The organism is Streptomyces sp. NPDC048516, assembly GCF_043199875.1.
GTDB lineage: Bacteria > Actinomycetota > Actinomycetes > Streptomycetales > Streptomycetaceae > Streptomyces.
Genome location: NZ_JBICWS010000027.1, coordinates 1 through 23223 on the forward strand (window position 1 = coordinate 1; position 23223 = coordinate 23223).

The window sequence follows — 23223 nt, forward strand, 5'->3', positions numbered from 1 at the left end:
CCGCCCCCCTTCACCGCCTTGTGTTTGGGGGGGGCCGCGGGGGCCTGCGGCGGCCCGCACCCCCCCCCGCGGTGGGTCTTCACCCGGGGGGGGGGGGGGGGGCCGGGGCCGGGGCGGGCCCGGCCCACGCCGTCAGCGCGGCAGGGACTCGCCCACGCGAGGGTGAGGCGGTCTGAAGCCGGATATGGCGGGTACCCGTACTGGACACACCGCGGTCCGGTCCGGCAGCCCGTTTTCCGCCGGTCGGTCCCGTTAGGCTGTGCGCCGTTTCGTAGCGCCGTTGCCGACACCCGACGGTCGGCACGGGTACAGAGCCGACACCAGCACCGAGCCGACAGAAGCGAGGCAGCCTTGTCCTTTCTCACCATCGGACACCGCGGGATGATGGGCGTGGAGCCGGAGAACACCCTGCGGTCCTTCGTGCGCGCCGAGCACGAAGGCCTCGATGTCATCGAACTCGATCTGCATCTGAGCAAGGACGGCGCGCTCGTGGTGATGCACGACGCGGATGTGGACCGGACCACCGACGGCGCCGGCCCGATCGCCGAGCGCACCCTCGCCGAACTCCGCGAACTCGATGCCGGCCGGGGCGAGCGGATCCCCGTCTTCGAGGAGGTCGTCGAGGCGGTCAAGGCGCCGTTGCAGGCCGAGATCAAGGACGTGGCGGCCGCGCAGGCACTGGCCGAGGTGATGCGGTCGCGCGATCTGGTCGGCCGGGTCGATGTGATCTCCTTCCACGACGAGGCGCTGGCCGCGATCCGGACCCTGCTGCCCGGGGTGCGGACCGCGCTGGTCGGCAGCCGGTACGGCGCGGACGTGGTCGACCGTGCGCAGGCCGTCGGCGCGACGATGCTCTCGCTGAACATCCGCAGGCTCACCCTGGAGCTGGTCGAGCGGGCGCATGCCGCGCATCTGAAGGTCGTGGGCTGGACGGTCAACACGCATGATCAGCTGCGCCTCGCGCGCGGGCTCGGTCTGGACGGCGTGGTGACCGACCAGCCGGAGATCCGGCGGGCGGTCCGCTTCACGGCGTGAGGCGGCGCCGGCTCACGGCGTGAGGCCGCTCCGGCTCACGCCGTACAGCGGCTCCGGCTCATGCCGTAGGGCGGCGCGGGAGGTGGGGAGCCGGGTGGGGCGTACCGGCTCTTCGGGTTCTTCCAACCCTTCGGGCCCACCTCGGCAACCGGGAAATGTGCCGTTCACAGTGCCGCAACGCACTTCCACCATGCGGACGTTTCCCGCGGTGATCTCGACAGACGGCCTCGCGCCCTGCCACTCTCCCGCCATGCGCCTCGCCAACCGCCCTCTCCGCCTTGCCGCTTGCGCCACCGTCGCGCTGCTCGCCGCGGCCGTCGGCTGTGCCCCGCAGGACGCGCCCCCCGGTGGTCAGCGGGCCGCCGGGCGGGGCGAACAGAGCTGTGACCGCGGCAAGCTGGCCACCGTGGCGGACGGCAAGCTCACGGTCGGCACCGACAAGCCCGCCTACGCACCGTGGTTCCAGGACGACGACCCGGCCGGCGGCAAGGGCTTCGAATCGGCCGTCGCCTATGCCGTCGCCCGCCAACTGGGCTACGGCAAGGGCGCGGTGCGCTGGCAGACCGTGCCGTTCGCCAACGCCTTCGCGCCCGGCCAGAAGAAGTTCGACTTCGACATCAACCAGGTCTCCATCAGCCCCGAACGCAAACGGGCCGTCGCCTTCTCCGCCGGCTACTACGACGTGCGCCAGGCGGTCACCGCCCTCAAGGGCTCCCGGGCCGCGCATGCCAAGAGCATCGCCGGCCTCCGTCATCTCAAGCTGGGCGCGCAGGTCGGCAGCACCAGTCTGAACGTCATCAATGACACCGTCCGGCCGGATCAGCCGCCCGCCGTGTTCCAGAAGAACGACCTCACCAAGTCCGCGCTGAAGAACGGTCAGGTGGACGCGATCCTCACCGATCTGCCGACGGCCTTCTACATCACCTCGGCGGAGGTGAAGGACGCCGAGGTGGTCGGGCAGTTCGCGGCCACCGGCGCCGACGAGGAGCAGTTCGGCCTGGTCCTGGACAAGGAGAGCCGGATCACCGGGTGTGTGACGGCCGCGGTGGAGGCGTTGCGCAAGAACGGCACCCTCGCCGCGCTGGAGAAGAAGTGGCTGACCGACGCCGTGTCCGTCCCGGTGCTCAAGTGACGTACGGAGGAGGTGTGCCGAAGCTCCGGACGGCACGGAACGGGGCCGATGACGGGGCCGATGACGGATACGTGCCCTCGCAGCGGCGGATCGAGCGGGAGCGCTTCCGGCGGGCCAGGACCCGGCGCGCCACCGCCGTCGCCGCGCTGAGCACCCTGGTCACCGCCGCCGTCCTCTACCTCGTCATCACCCGCTCCCCCGGCTGGCCGCGGACCCGTGAGACGTTCTTCAGCGCCGAGTACGCCGCCAAGGCGCTGCCGAAGGTGCTGGAGGGGCTGCTGCTGAATCTGCGACTGCTGGTGGTGTGCGGGGCGGCGGTGCTGGTGCTCGGGCTGCTGCTGGCGGTGGCCCGGACGCTGCGCGGCCCGGTCTTCTTCCCCCTGCGCGCCCTGGCCGCCGCGTACACCGACTTCTTCCGCGGCCTGCCGCTGATCATCTGTCTGCTGATGGTGGTCTTCGGGGTGCCGGCGCTGCGGCTGCAGGGGGTCACCACCGATCCCGTGCTGCTCGGCGGCTCCGCGCTGGTGCTGACGTACTCGGCCTATGTCGCCGAGGTCTTCCGGGCGGGCATCGAATCGGTGCACCCCTCACAGCGGGCGGCGGCCCGGTCGCTGGGTCTGTCCAGCGGCCAGGCGCTGCGCTACGTGGTGCTGCCGCAGGCGGTACGGCGGGTGGTGCCGCCGCTGCTGAACGATCTGGTCTCGCTGCAGAAGGACACCGGTCTGGTGTCCATCGCGGGTGCGGTGGATGCCGTCTACGCGGCGCAGATCATCGCCGGCAAGGACTTCAACTTCACTCCGTATGTCGTGGCCGGGCTCGTTTTCGTGGCGCTGACGATCCCCATGACGCGGTGCACGGACTGGGTCACGGCCCGCATGGACCGCAGGCGCGCCCAGGGAGGACTCGTATGAGCACGACGGACGACGCCCCGCGGCCGGCCGACGGGACGGCCGGGACGGCGCCGCCCGGCGGCGGGGCGGTGCTGCGGCTGGAGTCCGTGCGCAAGACGTACGGACGCGGCACGGTCGTGCTGCGGGATGTGGATCTGGCGGTCCCGCCGCACACCGTGACGGCGCTGATCGGCGCCTCGGGGTCGGGCAAGTCCACGCTGCTGCGCTGCGCGAATCTGCTGGAGGAGATCGACGACGGTGCGATCTTCCTGGACGGTGCGGAGATCACCGATCCGAGGGCGGACGTGGACGCGGTGCGCCGCCGGATCGGCGTGGTCTTCCAGGCCTACAACCTCTTCCCGCACATGACCGTGCTGGACAACATCACGCTGGCGCCCCGCCGGGTGCACGGGGTACCGCGCGCCGAGGCGGAGGCGCGGGCCCGGGAGCTGCTGGACCGGCTCGGGCTCGGCGGGCGGGCCGGGGAGTACCCGGACCGGCTCAGCGGCGGTCAGCAACAGCGGGTCGCGATCGTCCGGGCGCTGGCCGGGCGGCCCCGGCTGCTGCTGCTCGACGAGATCACCGCGGCGCTCGACCCCGAACTGGTCGGGGAAGTCCTCGGTGTGGTCCGCGATCTCCAGGAGGAGGGCATGACCATGGTCATCGCCACCCATGAGATGGGCTTCGCGCGGGAGGTCGCCGACCAGGTGTGCTTCCTGGACGGCGGGGTGGTGGTGGAACGCGGGACGCCGGAGCAGGTCTTCGGGGACCCGCAGCAGGACCGCACCCGGCAGTTCCTGCGGCGGATCATCCAGGCGGGACGGCTGTGAGCCGTCAGGAGGCGCCCGGCCGGCCGAGCGGCTTGACCAGCAGCTCGAACTCCAGGTCGGCGCGCTGCGGAATGCCGAAGCGCTCGTCGCCGTACGGGAACGGGGTGAGCTGCCCGGTGCGCCGGTAGCCGCGGCGCTCGTACCAGGCGATCAGCTCGTCGCGCTGGCGGATGACGGTCATCCGCATCTCGCCGGCGCTCCAGAGGTCCTGGGCGGTCCGCTCGGCCTCCGCGAGAATCACCTTGCCGAGCCCGCCGCCCTGGAGCTCCGGGCGCACCGCGAACATCCCGAAGTACACGTGGTCCCCGCGGTGTTCGAGCTGGCAGCAGGCGATCAGGGCGTCATCCCGCTCGGCGATGAGCAGCCGGCCGGTCTTGCCCCGCACCACGGCGGCGACGCCCTCCGGGTCGGTGCGCTGTCCCTCCAGGAGGTCCGCCTCCGTCGTCCAGCCGGCCCGGCTCGCGTCCCCCCGGTACGCCGACTCGATGAGGTCGACGAGCCCGGGGATATCGGCGTCGTGGGCGGCACGGAAGGTCAGCTCGCTGGTGGGCATGGTGTGCGAAGTCCTCTCAGGGCCGGACGAAGGGCTGACCGGAGGCTAACAAGCGGCATGGGCGTCATGTCAGGGCCATTCGTCATGACCTTCCGGCGCAGCGGCCCGGCGGCGGGACTCCGGCGGCGTAGGGTCCTGCCATGGTGCACGTATTGAGCAGCAGGGTGCTGTTGCGGCCGTCCGACCCCGAGCGGTCGCGGGCGTTCTACGGCACGGCGCTGGGGCTGGAGATCTACCGGGAATTCGGTACGGGGCCCGAGCGCGGCACGGTCTACTTCCTCGGCGGCGGCTTCCTGGAAGTCTCCGGCCGCGCCACGGCTCCGGCCGGCGACACCCTCCAGCTGTGGCTCCGGGTGGCGGACGCGGCAGCGGCGCACCAGGAGCTCCTGGCGCACGGGGTGGAGGTGCTGCGGCCGCCCGTGAAGGAGCCGTGGGGGCTCATCGAGATGTGGATCGCCGACCCGGACGGTCATCGGATCGTGCTGACGGAGGTTCCGGCGGACCATCCGCTGCGCTACCGGCCCTGAGCCCGAGAGGCCGCGCGCTCCCCCTCCATGCGTCCGTGCGCTCCCGTGTGCCGGGGCCCGGCCGGGCATTCTGCACCCGATCCGTGGGACAGGCGGTACTCGGGGAGGTGGGCCGTGCACGCACCGCCGTTGGTCGGCTGGCTGCTGGTGCTGCTGTGTGCCGCGGCCGGTGCGTACTGCCTCGTCCGGGCACGTACCGGGCCGGACGCCTACCGGGGGGACGCCCGCGGCGAAGGCCTGATGGCTCTGGGCATGGCGGCGATGGCGCTGCCCGCGTCGGCCGTGACACCGCCCCCGTGGTCGCCCTGGATGTTCACCGCGGCTTTCGCGGCGGCCGGGGTGTGGGCGCTGGCGCGGCGGCATCTGCATCATGCGGTGGGCACGTTCGCCATGGTGTACATGGCGCTCGCGATGACCGTGCCGCCGGACCGGATGAACGCGGCGGGCTCGGTGGGCCAGACGGGGTCGATGAGCTCGATGGGATCCATGGGGTCGATGGGGCCGGCGGAGTCGATGGGTGCGATGGGTGCGATGGAGCATGCCGGGCCGGGTGGGGTGCCGCTGCTGACGGGCCTGTTGCTCGCCTACTACACGGTGTACGTGATCGCTGCCGGGGTCCGGCTGGTGCCGGTGGACGCGGGGCCGCCCGGTGTGCTGCGGGCCTGCCGGGTGGCGATGGGCATCGGGATGCTGGCGATGCTGCTGGCGCTGTGAGCGCGGGGCGGTGACAACGCTTCCGCGCACGGCTGCCGCGGATACGGCCTGCGGGGCGTCGGTGTGCGGGGCGCGCGCGGGGGTGCGCGGGGGTAGGCGGTTCACACCTGTGACGTGGGTGGTATGGGTCACATCCCGGGCCTGGCTGTACCTACGAGTAGCCGCACGCTCATAGGCTGACGGCATGATGGTCCCTCTCGCGCTGATGATTCTCGGCGTGCTGGCCGCGGCAATGGCGCCGCGCCTGATGGCCCGCTCCGACTGGCCCGACCGTGAACCGGTGCTCGCCCTGTGGGTGTGGCAGTGCGTGGTGGCCGGCGTTCTGCTGTGCTGTCTGCTCGCGATGTCGCTGAGCGCGGCCGCCGCCTGGGAGGCCGTCCGCGGCCCGGTGTTCGGCTTCGCCCCCCGGGTGGTCGTCGAGGCGTATGCGCTCAAGGGGTACGGGCCGTGGGCCGGGGTCCTGGCCCTGCTCCTGGCGGGCGGCGGCGCCTGGACGGCCGTCACCCTGACCCGCGAGGTACGCGCGGCGCGCGCCCGTCGCCGCCAGCGCCGGGCCGAACTCCTGCGCCGCGTACCGCTGCTGCCCGGCGAGGAGCCCCGCCAGGAGCGTCTGGTCGTCCTGGAAGGTGACCGCCCGGAGGCCTGGTGGCTGCAGCACTCCTCGCCCCAACTGGTCATCACCACCTCGGCATTGCGACGCCTGAAGGGCCGTCAGCTCGATGCGCTGATCGCCCATGAGCAGGGCCATGCGCGGGCCCGGCACGACCTTCTGCTGTACAGCGCCTCCGCACTCGCCGTCGGCTTTCCGCAGATCCCGGTCTTCGCCGCGTTCCGCGACCAGGTGCACCGGCTGGTCGAGCTGGCCGCCGACGATGTGGCCTCGCGCCGCTTCGGGCGGCTGACGATCGCCCTGGCCCTGGTCGAACTCAACGAGGACCGCGGTGTGTTCGGCCCCTGCCCGACGCAACTCGCGCAGGTGCCCCAGCGGGTGGACCGGCTGCTGGCCCCCGCGCCCCGCTTCACCCCCGGCCGCCGGCTCCGGATGACGGCGGTGGCGACGCTGGTGCCGGCCGTGCCGCTGCTGGTCACCTTCGTCCCCGGCCTGAGGGCGCTGACGTAGGTCGCAATTCCCCGCCCGGGGCGTGGGACATGGGCCAGGGCGCGGGACAGAGATCAGGGCACGGTTCCTCGCCCGGGACGCCGGACATGAGCCAGGGCTCGGGTCCTCGCCCGGGGCGCGGGTCATGGGCGAGGATCGCCCCATGCCGTCGACGCCGCTCCCCACCGCCCGTACGTCCGCCGTGGACGACGCCAGCCCCCGGGCATCCGCCCCGCTCCTCCCCCGCCTCTCGTGTGCCGTGCTGTGCACGCTCCTCTTCGGCCTGCTGCTCATCCTCGTCGTGGCGCGCTGGGGCCCCTTGATGTCCCTGGACACGGCCTTCGCCGGCACACTGCACCGGACGGCCGTGGCCGCGCCCGGCTGGACCCGGCTCATCCGGGTGTTCAGCGACTGGGTCTGGGACCCGTGGACGATGCGCGCGGTGCTCGCGGTGGCGGTCTTGCTGCTCGTACGGCGTGGCGAACGCCGGCTCGCCCTCTGGGTGGCGGCCACCGCGCTCGCCGGCACGGGGCTGCAGCAGGCGGTGAAGGCACTGGTCGGCAGGGAGCGTCCCGCCTGGCCGGACCCGGTGGCCGCTGCGCACTACGCGGCGTTCCCTTCCGGGCATGCGCTGTCCGCGCTGGTCGCGGGCGCCCTCGTGCTGTGGCTGCTGCGGCTGGCCGGGGCGCGGCCGCTGTGGCGCTGGACGGCCCGGGCGGTGGTCACGGTCTCCGTCGTCGGTGTCGCCTTCACCCGGCTGTATCTGGGCGTGCACTGGCTGTCGGATGTCGTCGGGGGCTGGCTGCTGGGCGGGGCCCTGGTGGCCGGATCCGCGGCGGTGTACGGCGTTCACCACGCGTCCCGGGCAAAGGTGCCCGGCGCCGTGTCGCGGGCAGAATGACGGTCATGACGACAACCAAGGGTGTGCTGTTCGACTTCTCCGGAACCCTGCTGCGTATCGAGTCCACCGAGTCATGGCTGCGTGCGGCGCTCACCGCTTCCGGCACCGCCATGGACGAGGCCGAGATCGCCCGCTCGGCGGCCGCACTGGAACGGGCCGGCGCACTCCCCGGCGGCTCCTCACCCGTCGAGGTCCCCGCCGAACTGGCCGGTCTGTGGGAGATCCGTGACTGCGAAGCCCGCCACCACCGGGCGCTGTACACCGGCCTGGCCCGTCAAGTTCCGCTCCCCGAGCCGGAGTTGTACGACGCGCTCTACGACCGCTCCAGAGCGGCGGAGGCCTGGCAGCTCTACCCCGACGCCGCCGAGGTGCTTGCGGAGCTGCACCGGCGCGGCATCCGTATCGGCGTCCTGAGCAATATCGGCTGGGATCTGCGGCCGGTGCTGCGCGCCCACGGCCTGGACCGCTATGTCGACATCTATGTGCTGTCCTACGAACACGGCATCCAGAAGCCGGACCACCGGCTCTTCGCCCTCGGCTGCCGGGAGCTGGGGCTCGACCCGGCAGCCGTCCTGATGGTCGGCGACGACCGCACGGCCGACGGCGCCGCCACGGCGCTGGGCTGCTCGTACCTGCCGGTGGACCATCTGCCGGTGGACCGGCGCCCGGACGGGCTGCGGCCCGTGCTGGACCTCGTGGGCTGAGGCCCGTTCCGGACCTCGTGGGCTGAGGGGACGGGGCGGGTCAGACCGCTGCGCGCGGCCGTAGCCACTGTTGGAGCTCGACGATGTTCCCGTCGGGGTCCTTCAGGTGGGCGACCCGCATCCGGTCCGTCATCGGAGCCGGGCCGTGTGCGAGGACGGCGCCTCGCCCGGTGAGCTGCGCGCAGCAGCCGTCGAGGTCGTCGACGCGCAGGACGACCAGGGACCGGTATCCGTCCGGCGCCGCACCCAGCTCACCGAGCACCTCGGCCATCTGTGCGCGCTCCTGCAACGCGATACCCGCCGAGCCGTCGGCACAGCTGAACTTGGCGTACGGGCCCTCGGGCGCCTCGAACTGCGGCTCGAGGCCCAGCACGTCCCGGTAGAAGCGGTAGCAGCCACGGAAGTCCGTGACGAGCAGGCGGACTTGGGTGAGTTCCATCGATGTACCCCCGTGAGTGATGGCCGGTCGGCGTGCGGGCCGACGCTACGCCTTCACCTTGCGCCGTCCTCCGCCGGCCCCGCCGCCCACTGCCGCAGCCTCGTGAACGCCGTCCGCGGAAACGGAACCGCCCCGGCCGGCAGGGCGCCGGCCGGGGCGGAAGGGCCTTCCGCGATTACCGCATCAGCTGAGGGTCGCGAGGGCCTGGTTGAAGGTCGTCGACGGGCGCATGACCGCCGAGGACTTCGCCACGGACGGCTGGAAGTAGCCGCCGATGTCGGCCGGCGAACCCTGCACCGCGATCAGCTCGTCGACGATGGTCCGCTCCTGCTCGGTCAGCGTCTTGGCGAGTGCCGCGAACGCCTCCGCGAGCTGCGTGTCGTCGGTCTGCTTCGCCAGCTCCTGCGCCCAGTAGAGCGCCAGGTAGAAGTGGCTGCCGCGGTTGTCGATGCCACCCAGCTTGCGGCTGGGCGACTTGTTCTCGTTGAGGAAGGTGCCGGTGGCGCGGTCGAGGGTGTCGGCGAGCACCTGGGCGCGCGCGTTGCCCGTGGTCTGCGCCAGGTGCTCGAAGCTGACCGCGAGCGCCAGGAATTCGCCCAGGCTGTCCCAGCGCAGGTAGTTCTCCTTGACCAGCTGCTGGACGTGCTTGGGCGCGGAGCCGCCGGCACCCGTCTCGAACAGCCCGCCGCCGTTCATGAGCGGGACGACCGAGAGCATCTTTGCGCTGGTGCCCAGTTCGAGGATCGGGAAGAGGTCGGTCAGGTAGTCACGCAGCACGTTGCCGGTGACCGAGATCGTGTCCTCGCCGCGGCGGATGCGGTCGAGGGAGAACGTGATCGCGTCGACCGGCGACATGATCTCGATCTGCAGGCCCTCGGTGTCGTGCTCGGGGAGGTAGGCCTTGACCTTGGCGATCAGCTGCGCGTCGTGCGCACGGTTCTCGTCCAGCCAGAACACCGCCGGGTCGCCGGTGGCGCGGGCGCGGGTGACGGCGAGCTTGACCCAGTCACGGATCGGCGCGTCCTTGGTCTGGCACATACGGAAGATGTCGCCGGCGCCGACGACCTGCTCCAGGACGGCGTTGCCGTTCTCGTCGAGGACCCGGACGCTACCGGTGACCGGGATCTCGAAGGTCTTGTCGTGGCTGCCGTACTCCTCGGCCTTCTGCGCCATCAGGCCGACGTTCGGCACCGAGCCCATCGTCGACGGGTCGTAGGCGCCGTTCGCCCGGCAGTCGTCGATGACGGCCTGGTAGATGCCGGCGTAGCTGCTGTCGGGGAGGACCGCGAGGGTGTCGGCCTCCGCGCCGTCCGGGCCCCACATGTGGCCGGAGGTGCGGATCATGGCCGGCATGGAGGCGTCGACGATGACATCGCTCGGCACGTGCAGGTTGGAGATGCCGCGGTCGGAGTCGACCATGGCGAGCTCCGGGCCCTCGGCGAGCTCGGCGTCGAAGGACGCCTTGATCTCCGCGCCGTCGGCCAGCGACTCCAGGCCCTTGTAGATGCCGCCGAGGCCGTCGTTCGGGGTCAGGCCGGCAGCCGCGAGCGACTCGCCGTACTGGGCGAACGTCTTCGGGAAGAAGGCGCGGACCACGTGGCCGAAGATGATCGGGTCGGAGACCTTCATCATCGTGGCCTTCAGGTGCACCGAGAACAGCACGCCCTCGGCCTTGGCGCGGGCGACCTGCGCCGTGAGGAACTCGCGCAGCGCGGCGACCCGCATCACGGAGGCGTCGACGACCTCGCCCGCGAGGACCGGTACCGACTCACGCAGGACGGTGGTGGAGCCGTCATCGCCCGACAGCTCGATGCGCAGCGAGCCGTCGCGCTCGATGACCGCGGACTTCTCGGTGGAGCGGAAGTCGTCGACGCCCATGGTGGCGACGTTCGTCTTCGAGTCGCCCGTCCAGGCACCCATGCGGTGCGGGTTGGACTTGGCGTAGTTCTTGACCGACGCCGGCGCCCGGCGGTCGGAGTTGCCCTCGCGCAGGACCGGGTTGACGGCGCTGCCCTTGACCTTGTCGTAGCGGGCGCGGATGTCGCGCTCCTCGTCGGTCTTCGGGTCGTCCGGGTAGTCGGGCAGCGCGTAGCCCTGCTCCTGCAGCTCGGCGACCGCGGCCTTGAGCTGCGGGATCGAGGCCGAGATGTTCGGCAGCTTGATGATGTTCGCGCCGGGCGTCTTGGCGAGCCGGCCGAGCTCGGCGAGGGCGTCCTCGATGCGCTGGCCCTCCTCCAGGCGCTCGGGGAAGCTCGCGATGATGCGCCCGGCCAGGGAGATGTCACGGGTCTCCACGCTGACGCCGGCCGTCGACGCGTATGCCTGGATCACAGGCAAGAACGAATACGTCGCCAGGGCCGGGGCCTCGTCAGTGTGGGTGTAGATGATGGTCGAGTCAGTCACCGGGTGCTCCGCTCCACGTCTGCAACATTGCTCGACATCAAGATATCTCGTGACCGGCCCCCTCTCGACAGGACCCCGCCACGGGCGAGAGTGGAGGAATTGGTTCCGATCGGATCCGGCCGGGGGAACGGCTGCCCGACCAGCGGGGCGGACACGGCGTTCCGGGGCTGCCCCGGTGCGTTCCCGGCGCTGCGGGGAGGTGGCGGGCCGGGCCGCACGGCATTGCGCGGTGCGCTGTCGCGGTGCGCTGTCGACCGGTATCAGCCGGTCGACGGCGAGATCTCACCCCCGGGCGCCCACGGGCCGTGTCCCCTGTATGACAGGGGGCAAGCGAGGGGCAGTCATGGCCGGCGGCATCCACCTGGGGACCAGGAGACCGGGGGACGCGCGGCAGGATTGCCCGGCACCGGTACGGAGCATGATCGTCCTGGCGGGGCCAGTGGCGCACCGGCCCCGCCAGGAGCCCCCGCCATGCCCGATGGGCGAACTGACCACGTCCGACTGGGGCCGCACCATGGCCGTCAACCTCGATGCGCCGTTCCTGCTCGGCCAGCGCTTCGGGCCCGGTACGGCGGAACGCCGCTGGGGACGGATCATCCACATCGCCTCACAGCAGTCGGTCCGGGCATTCGGCAACAGCGGTCCGTACGGGGTGTCCAAAGCGGGACTCACCGCGCTCACCCGTTCCCAGGCGGAGGCCTGGTCGCGGTACGGGGTGAGCGTCAACGCGATCGCCCCCGGCTTTGTCCGCACCCCGCTGAACGAGGCGGTCTTCGCCGATCCCGGGCGCACCGAGGCGATGGCGCGCCGCACGATGGCCGGGCGCAATGGCGAACTGGACGATTTCGCGGGTGCGGCGGTGTTTCTGGCCGGGCCGGGGGCGGCGTATGTGACGGGCCAGACGGTGTTCGTCGACGGTGGATTCTCGGTGACGTAACCGCCGGGCGCGCCACCGGACAGATCGAACGGGTCCGCACGGCGACGGGGCGCGGCCGCGGAAGACCGCGCCCCGGGCAGCGGCGGCCGGTCACCGGAGCTGCGTCCACTCCTTGCAGCCGTGGGTCTCGAACGTCTCCCCCTGGTGGACGGTGACGCGGGCCGGGCCCCGGGAGGAGCCCTGGGCGATGATGCTGTCCGGCCCGCCGCCGGCATCCTTGCGCGCACCCAGGAGCACAGCGGGGCATCGGACGGGACGGGGCCGCCGGTCCGGTAGGTGCCGGCGGCGATGCCCTCCCCCACGAGGTGGCCGCCCTGGCCGGCCACGGCGGCCGGGCCCGCGGGCACCGGTGCCTTCTCCGCGGCCTTCGTGGCGCTCTCCGGCTTCTCCCATTCGGCCTTGGATGCTTCGGCGGTCTTGGCCGCCTTGGCCGTGACGGTGCCCGTGACGGTGGGGGCGGGCTTCGTCCGGGTCGTCCTGGTGCCGTCGCCGCCGTTACCGCCGTTGCCGACCGCGGCTCCGAGCCCGAGGACGAGGAGCGCGCAGGCCACGCCCACGGCGATCCGGAGTGCGGAGTGCGGGCTCTTCGGAGGTTGCGCGGACGACGGCGGTGCGGATGGCGGTGGCGCGTACGGAAGGGCGTACAGGAGGGGCTGCTGACCGAACGGCGCGGGCTGCTGCGAGTGCGACATACACGATCCCCCGTTCCTCTGTGATGGTGTCGTGAAGACCGCCCATTGCCGTCGAAGGTTGTACGGCCAGGTGTCCGCGCGCGCCACGCACCTCTCACCCGCCATCGGCCCAGGTCCGGGCCGCCCCCGGACCCGGGCCGCCCGCGCGTCCGGCCGCCCTGGTCCCGGCCGGCGTCAGGCCGGCAGGCTCCTCAGCCAGACGGCGACTCCGTGATGGTGGCTGCAGGTACCTCGTCGGTGCGCGCTGTAGCTGTACGTCCCGTCGTTGCACTGCGCGGAGGCGCCCGCCGGAGCCTGCTCCCGCCCTCCGTCGCCGCTCGTGGAACTGCTGCCGCCCCCGGACCCCGTCCCCCCGGCGGAGCTGGAACCGCCGGACGAGCCGCCCCCGTCCGTACCGGATCCACCGGCGCCGCTCGTGGACCCCGTCGCGTCAGGTGCCTCGCAGCTCTCATCGGCCTTCACGACGGCGAACGTCAGCGTTTCGGTGTCGTGCATGACCGACCCGGCAGCCGGCTCCTGATCGCAGACCTGCCAGTTCCGGTCCCACACCTGCGGGCGTTTCCGCGTGGACAGATCCCGGCTCTTGAGCAGGTGAATGCCCTTACGTTGCGCGGCATCCTGCGCTTCCTGCAGATTCCGGCCGGTGTAGTCCGGCACCGTGACGGTGTCACCACCCTGACTGCCAGATGCGTCAGGCGCATCGGATGTGCCGGACCGGCTGCCGGATGCGTCAGGCGCCTCGGATGCGTCAGGCGCCTCGGATGTGCCGGACCGGCTGCCGGATGCGTCGGAGACGGACGTGGCGGCGGACGACTTCGTCTCGTCGTCCCCGTCCATCAGGTTGACGCACCCGCCGACGAGCAGCACGAAGACCGCGATGAGCGCACAGCCGAGCCGGGCCTTCTTCTTGTCCTCCGGCGACATCGGCCCTTGGTTTCCCGTCATATAGCCCCCCGCCTTGCGACTGCACACTCTCCTGTGTGCATGGCCCTGCCCACGGTCGCGAGCCGCCGTCCGGCTGGAACCGGAGAGGCAAGTGGTGCAGCGAGTGATGTCACGTGAAGCGAGGCACGGCGAAGCCGACCTCACGCCGGACGGCGAGGCCCGCCGCTCTTCTCGCCGCGCCGCGGGTTCCGCCGCACCCGATGCCGGCCTTTGCGCCGGCGCCCCTCTTCTTCGGGGGTGGCGGCGGCGCGTACATGCCGACCGGCATCGGCGGCTGCTGCCCGGACCGGTCCGGATACTGCTGATTCATCACGATCCCCCCAAGGCGCCTGGAACCGGGACAGTAGCGAGTGGTTGAACGTCGAAGTAGATGAAGTGAAGAACCTGTGATGATGTCGTGACCAAAATGGGTCGGCCACTCCGCAGGGCGCAGACCCGGGGCGTTTCGACGCAACCACGTCAGGCACCTCCCGGCCGCTGGACACGACCACGTCAGGCACCTCCCGGCCGCTGGACACGACCGCCCGGCCGGGCACCTCCGGGCTGCCGAACGAGACCGCCCGGCGGACCGCGGACCGGCAGGTCCAAGAAGCCTTGGCCACGGCGCGGCAGCACCAGAGCAATCACCTCGCCCCGCGGCACGACCGGCCGGACTCACCGGGAGCGCACCGCCCCGCCGCGCCTCCCCGGGTGCCCCACGCCTGAGCTTTATCGCCAAAGGAATGTGCGCCACCGCGCATCAGTGAATAGTCTTCTTTCTCAAGTCAGCACTTCATGACTGAAGTTGACAGCCGGCTTGCACAGGCCCATGTACCCCCACGTACAGGAGATTCCGGTGATTGCCCCTCAAGGTCGCCTCGGGCTTTCGCCTACGGACGAGACGGCATCGCGGCACGGGCCGGGCCCAGCGCTCGCGGACACCGCTCCCGCGCCCCCTCTGCGTCGGCTCGTCAGGCACCCCACCAGCGGCGCCGGACCGGTGCGACCCCACCCCGACCAGCATCGTCGTCGGTACACCGCGTGCCCTTGCCGTGCCGCCCGGCACCCGCGCCCTCGCGCCTCTCGAGCACGCCGGGCATCCGAGGCCCGCCGGCCCCCCGGCCTTCCCCTCGGCACGACGCACTCCCCCCTACGTCGGCGTCCGCCGTGGCGGACGCCCACCCGGAGGCCTGAACAGTGCCTGTTCACACCGTCCCTGCGCACGGTGAGGAACTGCCTCCCTCACCCGAGAAGACCGTGACGGGGCAGCCGTGAGACGTCAGCCGGCCTTCGACCGGCATCCGGCGCGGGACGACTCCCGGTTGCGCGCGGTCGTGGAGGACGCCGCCATGGGCAGATGGGAGAGCGCACGCGAACTGCTGGCGGCGACCGGTGCCGACTGGGACCGCCGTATCTTCCGCCTCCAGGTGCTCGCCCGCGCGGGGGCCCGGCTCACCTTCGCCGACACCTGGGCACAGGCCGAACCGCGTTCGCCGCATGCCCTGGCCCTCCTCGCCACCGTCCAGGCCCTGCGCTCGATGGCCGGTCCACGGGGACAGGGCAGCGGCGCGGAGATGGAAGAGGCCTGGGAGAGCTGCCATGCCGCCGCTGACACCCTGCCCGCCGATCCCACGCCCTACGTCGTCATGCTCGCCCTGCTGCGCTACCACTCCCCCGACCGCGACCGGCAGTGGCGGGAGACGGTGCAGAGTGTGTGGCAGGAGGTCGAGGCCCGCGACCCGTGGAACAGGGAGGCGCACCACGAAATCCTCACCTACATGTTCCCCGACTGGCACGGCGTGGCGGGCGAGATGTTCCACTGGGCGCAGGAACGGTGCGCCCATGTCCCCCGCGGGATGCCGTTGCACGTCTTGCCGCTGGTCGCGCTGGCCGAGTCGCACCGCACGCGGATGAAGAAGGAAGGGCACCGGTACGGCCTGACGGTCCATCCGTGGACGGACAACCCGTCGACCCAGCAGGCGTGGGCGAACTGGTGGACCTACCGGGCCCCTTCGCTGCCGCACGCCGCCTTCCACGAGGACGCCAACTACCTGGCCCACGCACTGTCCTTCGCGAATCGGCACCGGGCGGCGGCCGAGGTGTTCGACGCCATCGGCCCGTTCGCCACGGATGTGCCGTGGAGCTACTGCGGGGACGCCCAGCAGCTCTTCACCCGTCATCGGAAGTGGGCGGTGAAGGGGGCCGCGCCGTAGCGACCGAGGCCGAGCAGACCGATGTTGTGCCGCCATGCAATGCGCCATCACCAGGAGAGGGCCCAGCCATGCCATTGGACATGCCAAGCGTCACGCAGACGGAGGAGGAACGCCTCGCCGAACTCGGGATCACCCAGACCTTGGACCGCTCGATGTCCGGGCGGCAGAATTTCGCCGTCTCGTTCACCATCATCAGCATCCTGTCCGGCTGCCTGACCATGTACGGGTTCGGCATGAACACCGGCGGGCCGGCCCTGATCATGTGGGGCTGGGTTCTCGTCGGCCTGATGACCCTGTTCGTCGGCCTGGCCATGGCCGAGGTCTGCTCCTCCTACCCGACCTCCGCCGGCCTCTACTTCTGGGCGCACAAGCTCGCCCCGCAGAAGTCCGCTCCGGCCTGGGCCTGGTTCACCGGCTGGTTCAACACGCTGGGCCAGGTGGCCGTCACCGCGGGCATCGACTTCGGTGCCGCGTCCTTCCTCAACGCCTACCTGAACCTCCAGTTCAGCTACGCCGCCACCCCCGCCCACACGATCACGCTCTTCGGCGTGATCCTTCTGCTGCACGCCGTCGTGAACACCTTCCGGGTGCGCGTCGTCGGCTTCTTCAACACCATCTCGGTGTGGTGGCATCTGATCGGCGTCGTGGTGATCGTCGGCGCCCTGCTGGTGATCCCCGACAAGCACCAGTCCCCCGGCTTCGTCTTCACCGAGTTCGTCAACAACACCGGCTGGGGCTCCGGGGTCTACGTCGCGCTCATCGGCCTCCTGATGGCGCAGTACACCTTCACCGGCTATGACGCGTCCGCCCATATGACGGAGGAGACGAAGAACGCCTCGGTCGAGGGGCCGAAGGGGATCGTCCGCTCGATCGTCGTGTCCTGGGCGGCCGGATTCGTGCTTCTCTTCGGTCTGACCTTCGCCATCCAGTCCTACACCGGCGCCCTGAAGTCGGCGACCGGTGTGCCGCCGGCGCAGATCTTCCTGGACGCCCTCGGTGCGAGCACCGGCAAGCTGATGCTGCTCGTCATCATCGGCGCCCAGCTGTTCTGCGGTATGGCGTCCGTGACGGCCAACTCCCGCATGATCTACGCCTTCTCCCGCGACGGGGCGCTGCCGTTCTCCACCGTCTGGCACAAGCTCCACCCGGGGACCCGCACCCCCACCAACGCCGTGTGGCTGGCAGCCGGTGGTGCCTTCCTCCTCGGCCTGCCGTACCTGTTCAACACGACCGCGTACGCCGCCGTCACGTCCATCGCGACGATCGGCCTCTACATCGCATACGTGGTGCCGACCCTGCTGCGCCTGCGCCAGGGAGAGCGCTTCAAGCGCGGCCCCTGGCATCTGGGGCGCTGGTCCAGGCCCGTGGGCCTGATCGCGGTCGGCTGGGTCGTGGTCATCACGGTGCTGTTCATGCTGCCCCAGCAGAGCCCGGTGACCATCGAGACGTTCAACTACGCGCCCATCACCGTGGGTGTGGTGCTGGTCTTCGCCGGCACCTGGTGGTTCGTCTCCGCCCGCAAGTGGTTCCTCAACCCGCGGCACCCGCGCAACAACCCGTCGCAGACCTCGGCCCCCGAGCGAGCGGCCTCCACTCCGTAGGCGCCCTCGCCCGCCCCTCCGGCCAACAGCCCACGGCCCGCGGCCCCGTTCCAGGGTCTTGCTCCCTGCGCACGGGGCGGCGGGCCGCCCCGGCGACCACGCACGCCCCCCCGCGACCGACGCAGACCCCCTCGAAGCCTTCGCCCCGCGGGACGGATTGATCAGCAATGCTCGAAGAGTGGCCGGCTGTCGGGAGTTCGGGAGGGAGCCCTCAGCGGGACGCGCGCAGAGAAGCGTCCAAGGTGGTCATCAGTTGCGCCACGCGGTTCTTGCCGGCCGGCGCGACGGGATACCGACGGAGAACATCGATCACGACCGGTGTGGCGCGCCGTCGAGCCTGCTCGATCATCCTGCTGCCGACTTCGGGATCGTCGCCCGCGTTGATTTCGGCCAGGCGCGCGGCGCTTGCGGCGGCGCGCAGGATGTGGCCCACCTGGTGAGCTTTCGCGATCGGGTGGAGGTAAGCGGCGGATGCGGCATCGCCGGCAGCGCGCGCGGCGAGACCCGAGACTTCGGTGGACGCTTGCTTCGCTGCCCGGTGTGCGTCCAACGAGGTGACGCGCTGCAGCTTGGTCCTCTTCGCACCGTTGACGAACTCCCATGCGGCATCAAGAGCTGCGCGAGGCCGGGGATCACCGGGGTTGGCGTCCTCGAACACAGGGAGGACTTCCTGAGCCGCCTCCGCCACGTAGCGTGCTACGGCTCGCAGCTCGTCCATGGTCAGCTCGAAGTCACCGGACACGGTCACCGTCATGACATCAAGCATCTCACCGGGCTTCCGCTCCGACCGCCCGTCGCGCCACCGGGTGCGGGCGCGAGGCCGTGCCCACCACGGGGCCTGACCATAGCCACGGCCCCACGGGTTCAGCCTTCACCGGCACGGCTTTCCCCGGGGTGCTCCGCACGCCCAGGCGTCACTCGCCCCAGATCTTGCGGTAGGCCTGCCGGTAGCCCTCGGAGTCCCAGGACAGGGCGCCGCCGGTGTTGGCGGCGGTGGCGATGTGGGCGGGGGCGACGTACCCGCTGTCCGGGGCGCCGGTGAAGGCGCGGTTGAACTCGTCGATGATCTGCCAGCCCTGTTCGGAGAGGGGTTCGGGCACCGTGGCGGCCTGGAACTCCTTGCCGTTGACGCGCTGGAAGGCCGACGGGTCGCCGTCACCTGCGCCGATGCTGAACGGTGCGCCGGCGCCGTCCTTGCCCGCGGCACGCAGGGCCGGGGCGGCGTGCTGGAAGTACAGGTCGTTGATGGCGGCGGAGTAGGTCCACTTGCGGCCGAAACGGGACAACAGGGAGCGGACTTCCCCGATGGAGCGCCTGTTGACCTGGGGAATAGGCATGTTGGTGTAGCTCAGCAGCTTGGTGCCCGAGCAGGTGGCGAGTTGCTTCTTGATCAGATCGGACTTGTGCTTGGCGAAGGGAACCGAGGCGTCGGTGAACAGGACGACGCCGGCGCGGCCGTGGGAGCGGGCGATGATCCAGTCGGCGCTGATCTTCGCGACGTCCTCGACCCGCGAGGTGATGTTGGTGAAGAGCTGCCGATCCTTGCTGGGGCCGGGAGCCGCGGTGGCGTGCCAGCCGATCAGTGGAATTCCCGCCGCACGAGCCTTTTTGGCCTCCGCTGCGGCTGTCCCGGGGTCAAAACCGCTGAGGACGATGCCATCCGGCTTGAGGCGGAGCGCCTGCTTGAAGGCGGCCCGGAGGCCATCGGGCGTGCCCTGGCCGTTGAGGGTGCGGGCGTGCCATCCGACGATCTTGGCGGCTTCCTGGACGCCCTGCGCGACCCCGGTGACGCCGGGGTTGGTCAGGGTCTGGGCGATGTAGACGACGGTCTTGTCGTGGACGGCCCGGGGCCCGGTGGTGGGGCCCTTCCAGGGGGCGTTGACCTCCTCGGCCTTCTTGACGGCTTGCCTGGCTCTGGAGAGGGCGGCGGGGCAGCCGGGCTTGGCGGAGCTCCTGTGGGATGCGGTGGTGCCGCTGCCGGATTCGCAGCCGGCGGTGGCCATGACCAGGAGTGCGGCGGCTGTCGCGACCGCCTTGCGGGTGGGCTGCACGGGTCTCCTCGCAGGGCAGGATGAGGATACGGGTTGGGGTGGGGGGAGACAGGTTACGGGTGGCGATTCAACGAAGGGCAGCCGCCTTCGGGAGGTACGGCCACGCCGCCGGGGAGAGACGGGGAGCGGGGCCGGGGCCGGGGGCGGGAGCGGACGGAGGACCGGGGCCGGGGCCGGGCCGGGGCCGGGCAGAAGTCGGGCCGGGACCCAAATCGGTGGGAAACGATCCGGCCACGCCCTGCTCCCCTGTGGGCGTCGAACCATCAGCCGGCAATGGCGCTCCACAAGGGAGTAACCGGCCAAACGTGACAAAGAGTTGAATTCCGCTTGGCCATTGGTGGTCATGTGTTGCATGCGCGTGCACAAGCGGTAATGTTCGCGGCCGGTTGGGCATGTGGCGCGATCTTTTCGCTCTCCTGGGGCGAAAACCTCGTAAGCCTCATGCTCCCCCGCTGTCGGCGGTCGGCAACAACACCACCTCGGTCACCGCTCAGAAGCACGTCGTAAGGAGCCCGGGTGTCAGTGGACACGGTGGACCCGCCACACGAACGGGACCCGTCCCTGCGTTCACCGATGAGACCGCGGTTCCGCCGGCAGTCGGGCGCCTTCCTGGACCGCTGGCCGTTCCGCCGGAAGCTCAACGTGCTGGTGATCGCACCCGTCGCCGTCGTCGGCGTGCTGCTGGCCATCGGCGTCAGCACCCAGATGGAGAAGGCCCGGGACGCCGGCCGGAGCGCCGAGCTCGTGCGCGACAGCAAGCAGGTCACGAAGCTGATCAACGACGTACAGGCCGAACACCGGCAGGCACTCCTGCTGTCCGTGGAACAGGAGTCGGCCCGGCCCGGCGCCACGCTGCCGTCCACCGCCGCCTACCGTCAGACACAGCGCGCGACCGATGAGCAGGTCACCGCCGTGCGTTCCTCCTTCGGGGCGGGCCTGCCGAAGGAGGAGGGCCGGGCTCTCGACTACATCCGGGGCCTTGCCGTGCTGCGCGACAAGGCCGAGCGGGGCTCGGTTCCGGCCGCCGGCATCGACCCCGCGTACGCTGCCGCGGTCGGCTACCTGATCGACGGGATCGGTCTCGACCGCTTCGTGGGCACATCGTCGTCCTCGGTCACCTACCTCCTCGACACGGTGCTGCGCGCCGACGCCGCCCACGCGGCCTTCGAGAGCGGGGTGTTCTCCGCCCAGACCCGGGATGCCAACGCGCTCACCGAGTACACCCGCGCGGTCGGCGCCCACCAGCTCTACGAGGAGCAGACGGAGCGTTTCGGCAGGATCGCCGACCCGGAGCAGGTCCTGCGCCTGGGCGGGATCGAGCGCGATGCCGAGGAGAACGGCGTCGAGGCCCAGTTCGCGGAGCTCCAGATCGATCCGGGGTCCCTGCAGGGCCAGACGCCGCATCAGCTGCGCCAGGCGATCGGCGCCGGCACCCGGCAGGCCGAGGCCCGCCTGGACATCACCCGGTCGCTGATCGACCAGATCGCCGCCCGGGCCGACGGTCTCTCCCGCGGTGCCCTGTACAACGCCCTGGCGATGCTCGGCCTCGCCCTGCTCGGCTTCGCCTCCTGGCTGGCCTTCTCCGTCCTGGTCCGGCGCTCGGTCGTACGTCCGCTGTCGGCCCTGACCGGCGCCGCGCAGCAGGTGGTGGATGTGGCCGGCGAAGAGCTCGCCAAGGTCGAGGACGACGAGTCGGCGGAGCGCACTCCGCTGCGGGCGCGGCCGATCCCCGTCCCGGTCCACGACGAGATCGGCCACCTGGCCGAGGCGTTCAACCAGGTGCAGGTCACCGCCGCGGCGCTGCTGGAGCGACAGGTGCTCAGCCGCCACAACGTCGCCGAGATGTTCGGCAACGTCGGACGCCGTGTCAGCAACCTCACCAGCCGCCAGCTCATGCTGATCGACGCCGTGGAACGGGAGGAAACCGACCCCGGCGTCCTGGAGCGGATGTACCGCATCGACCACATCGCCGTACGCCTCCAGCGCAACGCGGACAGCCTCATGCTGCTCGCCGGTATCCGGGACCTGGAGATGGACGCCCGGCCGACCACCCTGGTCAATGTCATACGGGCGGGGCTCGGCCAGATCGAGGGATACCAGCGGGTGTCGCTGCGGTCCGAGACGGAGGTCACCGTCGCGCCCGACATCGTCGACGATCTGACCCTGATGCTCGCCGAACTGCTGGAGAACGCCGTCTCGTTCTCCCCGTCCGACACACCGGTCGAGGTCGTCGTCCGGCCCGGCACCGACGTGACCTCGGACGGTGGTGCCCTGATCGAGGTCATCGACCACGGTCTCGGCATGAGTGCGGAACGCCTCGACGAGGAGAACTCCCGGCTGGTCCGCCGGGAACGGCTCGACCTCGTCCCGACCAAGGTGCTCGGCCTGTTCGTGGTCGGAAACCTCGCCCGGCGCTCGGGCATCCGGGTCACCCTGAGCCGTACGCCGGGGGGCGGGGTCACCGGCACCGTCTGGCTCCCCTCCACACTGCTGCTGACCGAGAGCCCGGCCGCCACAGCGCCCCCGGCTGCGGACGCGGCGGAGACGGCGGCCGTCACCCCGTCTCCGACTGCGGCCGAAGCTGCGGCTGTGGATGTCGCCGAGGGCGAGTCCGAGCGGGCGGCCGAGGCCGCGTCAGAGCACCCTGCGGCGCCCGAGCCTGCGCCCACCGGGTCCGGCCGCGGGTCCGCACCGGCCGCCGCCCCCCTGCCGGTGCGGACGCCCGCCGCCACGCCCGGGCGGCGGCCCGCCGCCCCCTCGCCACGAGGCGAGCTGCCCCGGCGCCTCCCGCCCCGTGCGGACACCGAGCAGACCGCCCCCGCGGGCGAGCCGCACCCCGCGCCGTCCGGCCGGCCGCTGCGACGGCGGGTACGGGGAGCGACCCTCGACATGACCGCCCCGGCGGCCGGCCTCGGTTCGCAGGCCGCGCGCCGGCCCGTCGACGCCGAGGCGGTCCGTTGTGAACTCGACGAATTCGAGGCCGCCGTACGCAGGGCGGAACAAGAAACAGCGCAAGAGGCGGAGCAAGAAGTTGCCGCTGCCCCGAGCGACCCGGCGCCATCGCCACACCAGCAACCCCGGAAGGAGTCGGGCAGTGAACACGCCGACAGGTAAGACCAGTTCCGAGCGGGAGGAAGCCACTGATCTGACAGCCGCCGCGGCCGACTTCACCTGGCTGCTCGACCGGTTCGCCACGCAGACCGCCGGCGTCGTCGACGCCATCGCGGTGTCCTCCGACGGCCTGCTGATCGCCGTCTCCCAACTGCGCGAGCAGGCGGACTCCGAGCGGCTTGCCGCGATCGTCTCGGGCGTGACGAGTCTGGCCGCCGGCGCGTCCGGCAACTACGGCCTCGGCGGCCTCAACAAGGTCATCATCGATCTGGAGGGCGGCCATGTGCTGGTGTCGGCCATCGGCTGCGGTGCCGTCCTCGGCGTGGTGACGTCGAAGGAGGCGAAGCTCGGCAACATCGCCTACGAGATGACCCTCTTCGCCAACCGGGCCGGCAGCGCGCTCACCCCCCAGCTGGTGCTGGAGCTGAAGAGGACCACCGGCGCCGCACCGGCCCGCTGACGCGTCC

The 23223-nt window shown here is 71.3% G+C and carries 20 protein-coding genes and 1 pseudogene; 14 read left to right on the forward strand and 7 right to left on the reverse strand.

Annotated elements, in window-relative coordinates; translation table 11 throughout:
- Positions 1–351: 351 nt before the first annotated feature.
- From ACGFR7_RS33800 to ACGFR7_RS33815, 4 genes are all read left to right on the forward strand, one after another.
- On the forward strand, positions 352–1035 hold the full coding sequence (locus ACGFR7_RS33800; RefSeq protein ID WP_311623889.1) for a glycerophosphodiester phosphodiesterase family protein: 684 nt from the start codon (positions 352–354) through the stop codon (positions 1033–1035).
- Positions 1036–1285: 250 nt separating this feature from the next.
- Positions 1286–2167 carry an ABC transporter substrate-binding protein gene (locus tag ACGFR7_RS33805; RefSeq protein WP_393326768.1) on the forward strand — a complete coding sequence of 294 codons (882 nt, stop codon included), beginning with the start codon at positions 1286–1288 and terminating at the stop codon, positions 2165–2167.
- 14 nt (positions 2168–2181) lie between these two features.
- Positions 2182–3078 carry an amino acid ABC transporter permease gene (locus ACGFR7_RS33810; RefSeq protein WP_393326772.1) on the forward strand — a complete coding sequence of 299 codons (897 nt, stop codon included), beginning with the start codon at positions 2182–2184 and terminating at the stop codon, positions 3076–3078.
- A complete protein-coding gene (locus ACGFR7_RS33815) occupies positions 3075–3887 on the forward strand; it encodes an amino acid ABC transporter ATP-binding protein (RefSeq protein WP_393326775.1) in 813 nt (270 codons plus the stop codon). The genes ACGFR7_RS33810 and ACGFR7_RS33815 overlap by 4 nt, the downstream gene beginning before the upstream one ends.
- Before the next feature lie 4 nt (positions 3888–3891).
- On the opposite strand, the gene ACGFR7_RS33820 is transcribed toward ACGFR7_RS33815, so the two are convergent.
- Positions 3892–4440, reverse strand: a complete 549-nt coding sequence (locus ACGFR7_RS33820; protein ID WP_393326778.1) for a GNAT family N-acetyltransferase — start codon at positions 4438–4440, stop codon at positions 3892–3894.
- 140 nt (positions 4441–4580) lie between these two features.
- On the opposite strand from ACGFR7_RS33820, the gene ACGFR7_RS33825 reads away from it, so the two are divergent.
- From ACGFR7_RS33825 to ACGFR7_RS33845, 5 genes are all read left to right on the forward strand, one after another.
- Positions 4581–4967, forward strand: a complete 387-nt coding sequence (locus ACGFR7_RS33825) for a VOC family protein (protein ID WP_393326781.1) — start codon at positions 4581–4583, stop codon at positions 4965–4967.
- A gap of 114 nt (positions 4968–5081) precedes the next feature.
- Entirely contained in the window at positions 5082–5681 is a 600-nt protein-coding gene (locus ACGFR7_RS33830) for a DUF5134 domain-containing protein (RefSeq protein WP_393326784.1), read from the forward strand.
- Between the two features lie 184 nt (positions 5682–5865).
- Positions 5866–6801, forward strand: a complete 936-nt coding sequence (locus ACGFR7_RS33835) for a M56 family metallopeptidase (RefSeq protein WP_393326787.1) — start codon at positions 5866–5868, stop codon at positions 6799–6801.
- A 142-nt stretch (positions 6802–6943) separates the two neighbouring features.
- Positions 6944–7681 carry a phosphatase PAP2 family protein gene (locus ACGFR7_RS33840; protein ID WP_393326790.1) on the forward strand — a complete coding sequence of 246 codons (738 nt, stop codon included), beginning with the start codon at positions 6944–6946 and terminating at the stop codon, positions 7679–7681.
- A complete protein-coding gene (locus ACGFR7_RS33845; RefSeq protein ID WP_393326792.1) occupies positions 7678–8385 on the forward strand; it encodes an HAD family hydrolase in 708 nt (235 codons plus the stop codon). Before ACGFR7_RS33840 ends, ACGFR7_RS33845 begins: the two co-directional genes overlap by 4 nt.
- Positions 8386–8425: 40 nt before the next feature.
- On the opposite strand, the gene ACGFR7_RS33850 is transcribed toward ACGFR7_RS33845, so the two are convergent.
- Together ACGFR7_RS33850 and ACGFR7_RS33855 are read right to left on the reverse strand one after the other, a co-directional pair.
- On the reverse strand, positions 8426–8824 hold the full coding sequence (locus ACGFR7_RS33850) for a VOC family protein (protein WP_393326795.1): 399 nt from the start codon (positions 8822–8824) through the stop codon (positions 8426–8428).
- 183 nt (positions 8825–9007) lie between these two features.
- Entirely contained in the window at positions 9008–11227 is a 2220-nt protein-coding gene (locus tag ACGFR7_RS33855; RefSeq protein WP_393326798.1) for an NADP-dependent isocitrate dehydrogenase, read from the reverse strand.
- Between the two features lie 475 nt (positions 11228–11702).
- Between ACGFR7_RS33855 and ACGFR7_RS33860 the strand changes: the two are divergent.
- Positions 11703–12164 (forward strand): annotated as a pseudogene (locus ACGFR7_RS33860) (SDR family NAD(P)-dependent oxidoreductase); the annotation flags it as partial.
- Positions 12165–12254: 90 nt separating this feature from the next.
- Here ACGFR7_RS33860 and ACGFR7_RS33865 read toward each other — a convergent pair.
- Both ACGFR7_RS33865 and ACGFR7_RS33870 read right to left on the reverse strand, forming a co-directional pair.
- Positions 12255–12401, reverse strand: coding sequence for a hypothetical protein (locus ACGFR7_RS33865; protein WP_393326801.1), 147 nt, complete (start codon positions 12399–12401; stop codon positions 12255–12257).
- A gap of 629 nt (positions 12402–13030) precedes the next feature.
- Positions 13031–13801: a DUF3761 domain-containing protein gene (locus tag ACGFR7_RS33870; protein ID WP_393326803.1), complete on the reverse strand. Its 771-nt coding sequence runs from the start codon at positions 13799–13801 to the stop codon at positions 13031–13033.
- 1250 nt (positions 13802–15051) lie between these two features.
- Between ACGFR7_RS33870 and ACGFR7_RS33875 the strand changes: the two genes are divergently transcribed.
- Together ACGFR7_RS33875 and ACGFR7_RS33880 are read left to right on the forward strand one after the other, a co-directional pair.
- Positions 15052–15993: a hypothetical protein gene (locus ACGFR7_RS33875; protein ID WP_393326806.1), complete on the forward strand. Its 942-nt coding sequence runs from the start codon at positions 15052–15054 to the stop codon at positions 15991–15993.
- Between the two features lie 80 nt (positions 15994–16073).
- Positions 16074–17594, forward strand: a complete 1521-nt coding sequence (locus ACGFR7_RS33880; protein WP_393326808.1) for an amino acid permease — start codon at positions 16074–16076, stop codon at positions 17592–17594.
- A gap of 211 nt (positions 17595–17805) precedes the next feature.
- Here ACGFR7_RS33880 and ACGFR7_RS33885 read toward each other — a convergent pair whose 3' ends face one another.
- Together ACGFR7_RS33885 and ACGFR7_RS33890 are read right to left on the reverse strand one after the other, a co-directional pair.
- Positions 17806–18348, reverse strand: a complete 543-nt coding sequence (locus tag ACGFR7_RS33885; RefSeq protein ID WP_393326811.1) for a putative immunity protein — start codon at positions 18346–18348, stop codon at positions 17806–17808.
- A gap of 160 nt (positions 18349–18508) precedes the next feature.
- Positions 18509–19645 (reverse strand): substrate-binding domain-containing protein, encoded by a 1137-nt coding sequence (locus tag ACGFR7_RS33890; RefSeq protein ID WP_393326813.1) that lies wholly within the window; start codon positions 19643–19645, stop codon positions 18509–18511.
- 573 nt (positions 19646–20218) lie between these two features.
- Here ACGFR7_RS33890 and ACGFR7_RS33895 point away from each other — a divergent pair.
- Together ACGFR7_RS33895 and ACGFR7_RS33900 are read left to right on the forward strand one after the other, a co-directional pair.
- The gene (locus ACGFR7_RS33895) at positions 20219–22759 is read left to right on the forward strand and encodes an ATP-binding protein (protein ID WP_393326940.1); all 2541 of its coding nucleotides are present in this window, start codon (positions 20219–20221) and stop codon (positions 22757–22759) included.
- Positions 22740–23216, forward strand: a complete 477-nt coding sequence (locus tag ACGFR7_RS33900) for a roadblock/LC7 domain-containing protein (protein ID WP_393326815.1) — start codon at positions 22740–22742, stop codon at positions 23214–23216. The genes ACGFR7_RS33895 and ACGFR7_RS33900 overlap by 20 nt, the downstream gene beginning before the upstream one ends.
- Positions 23217–23223 lie beyond the last annotated feature (7 nt).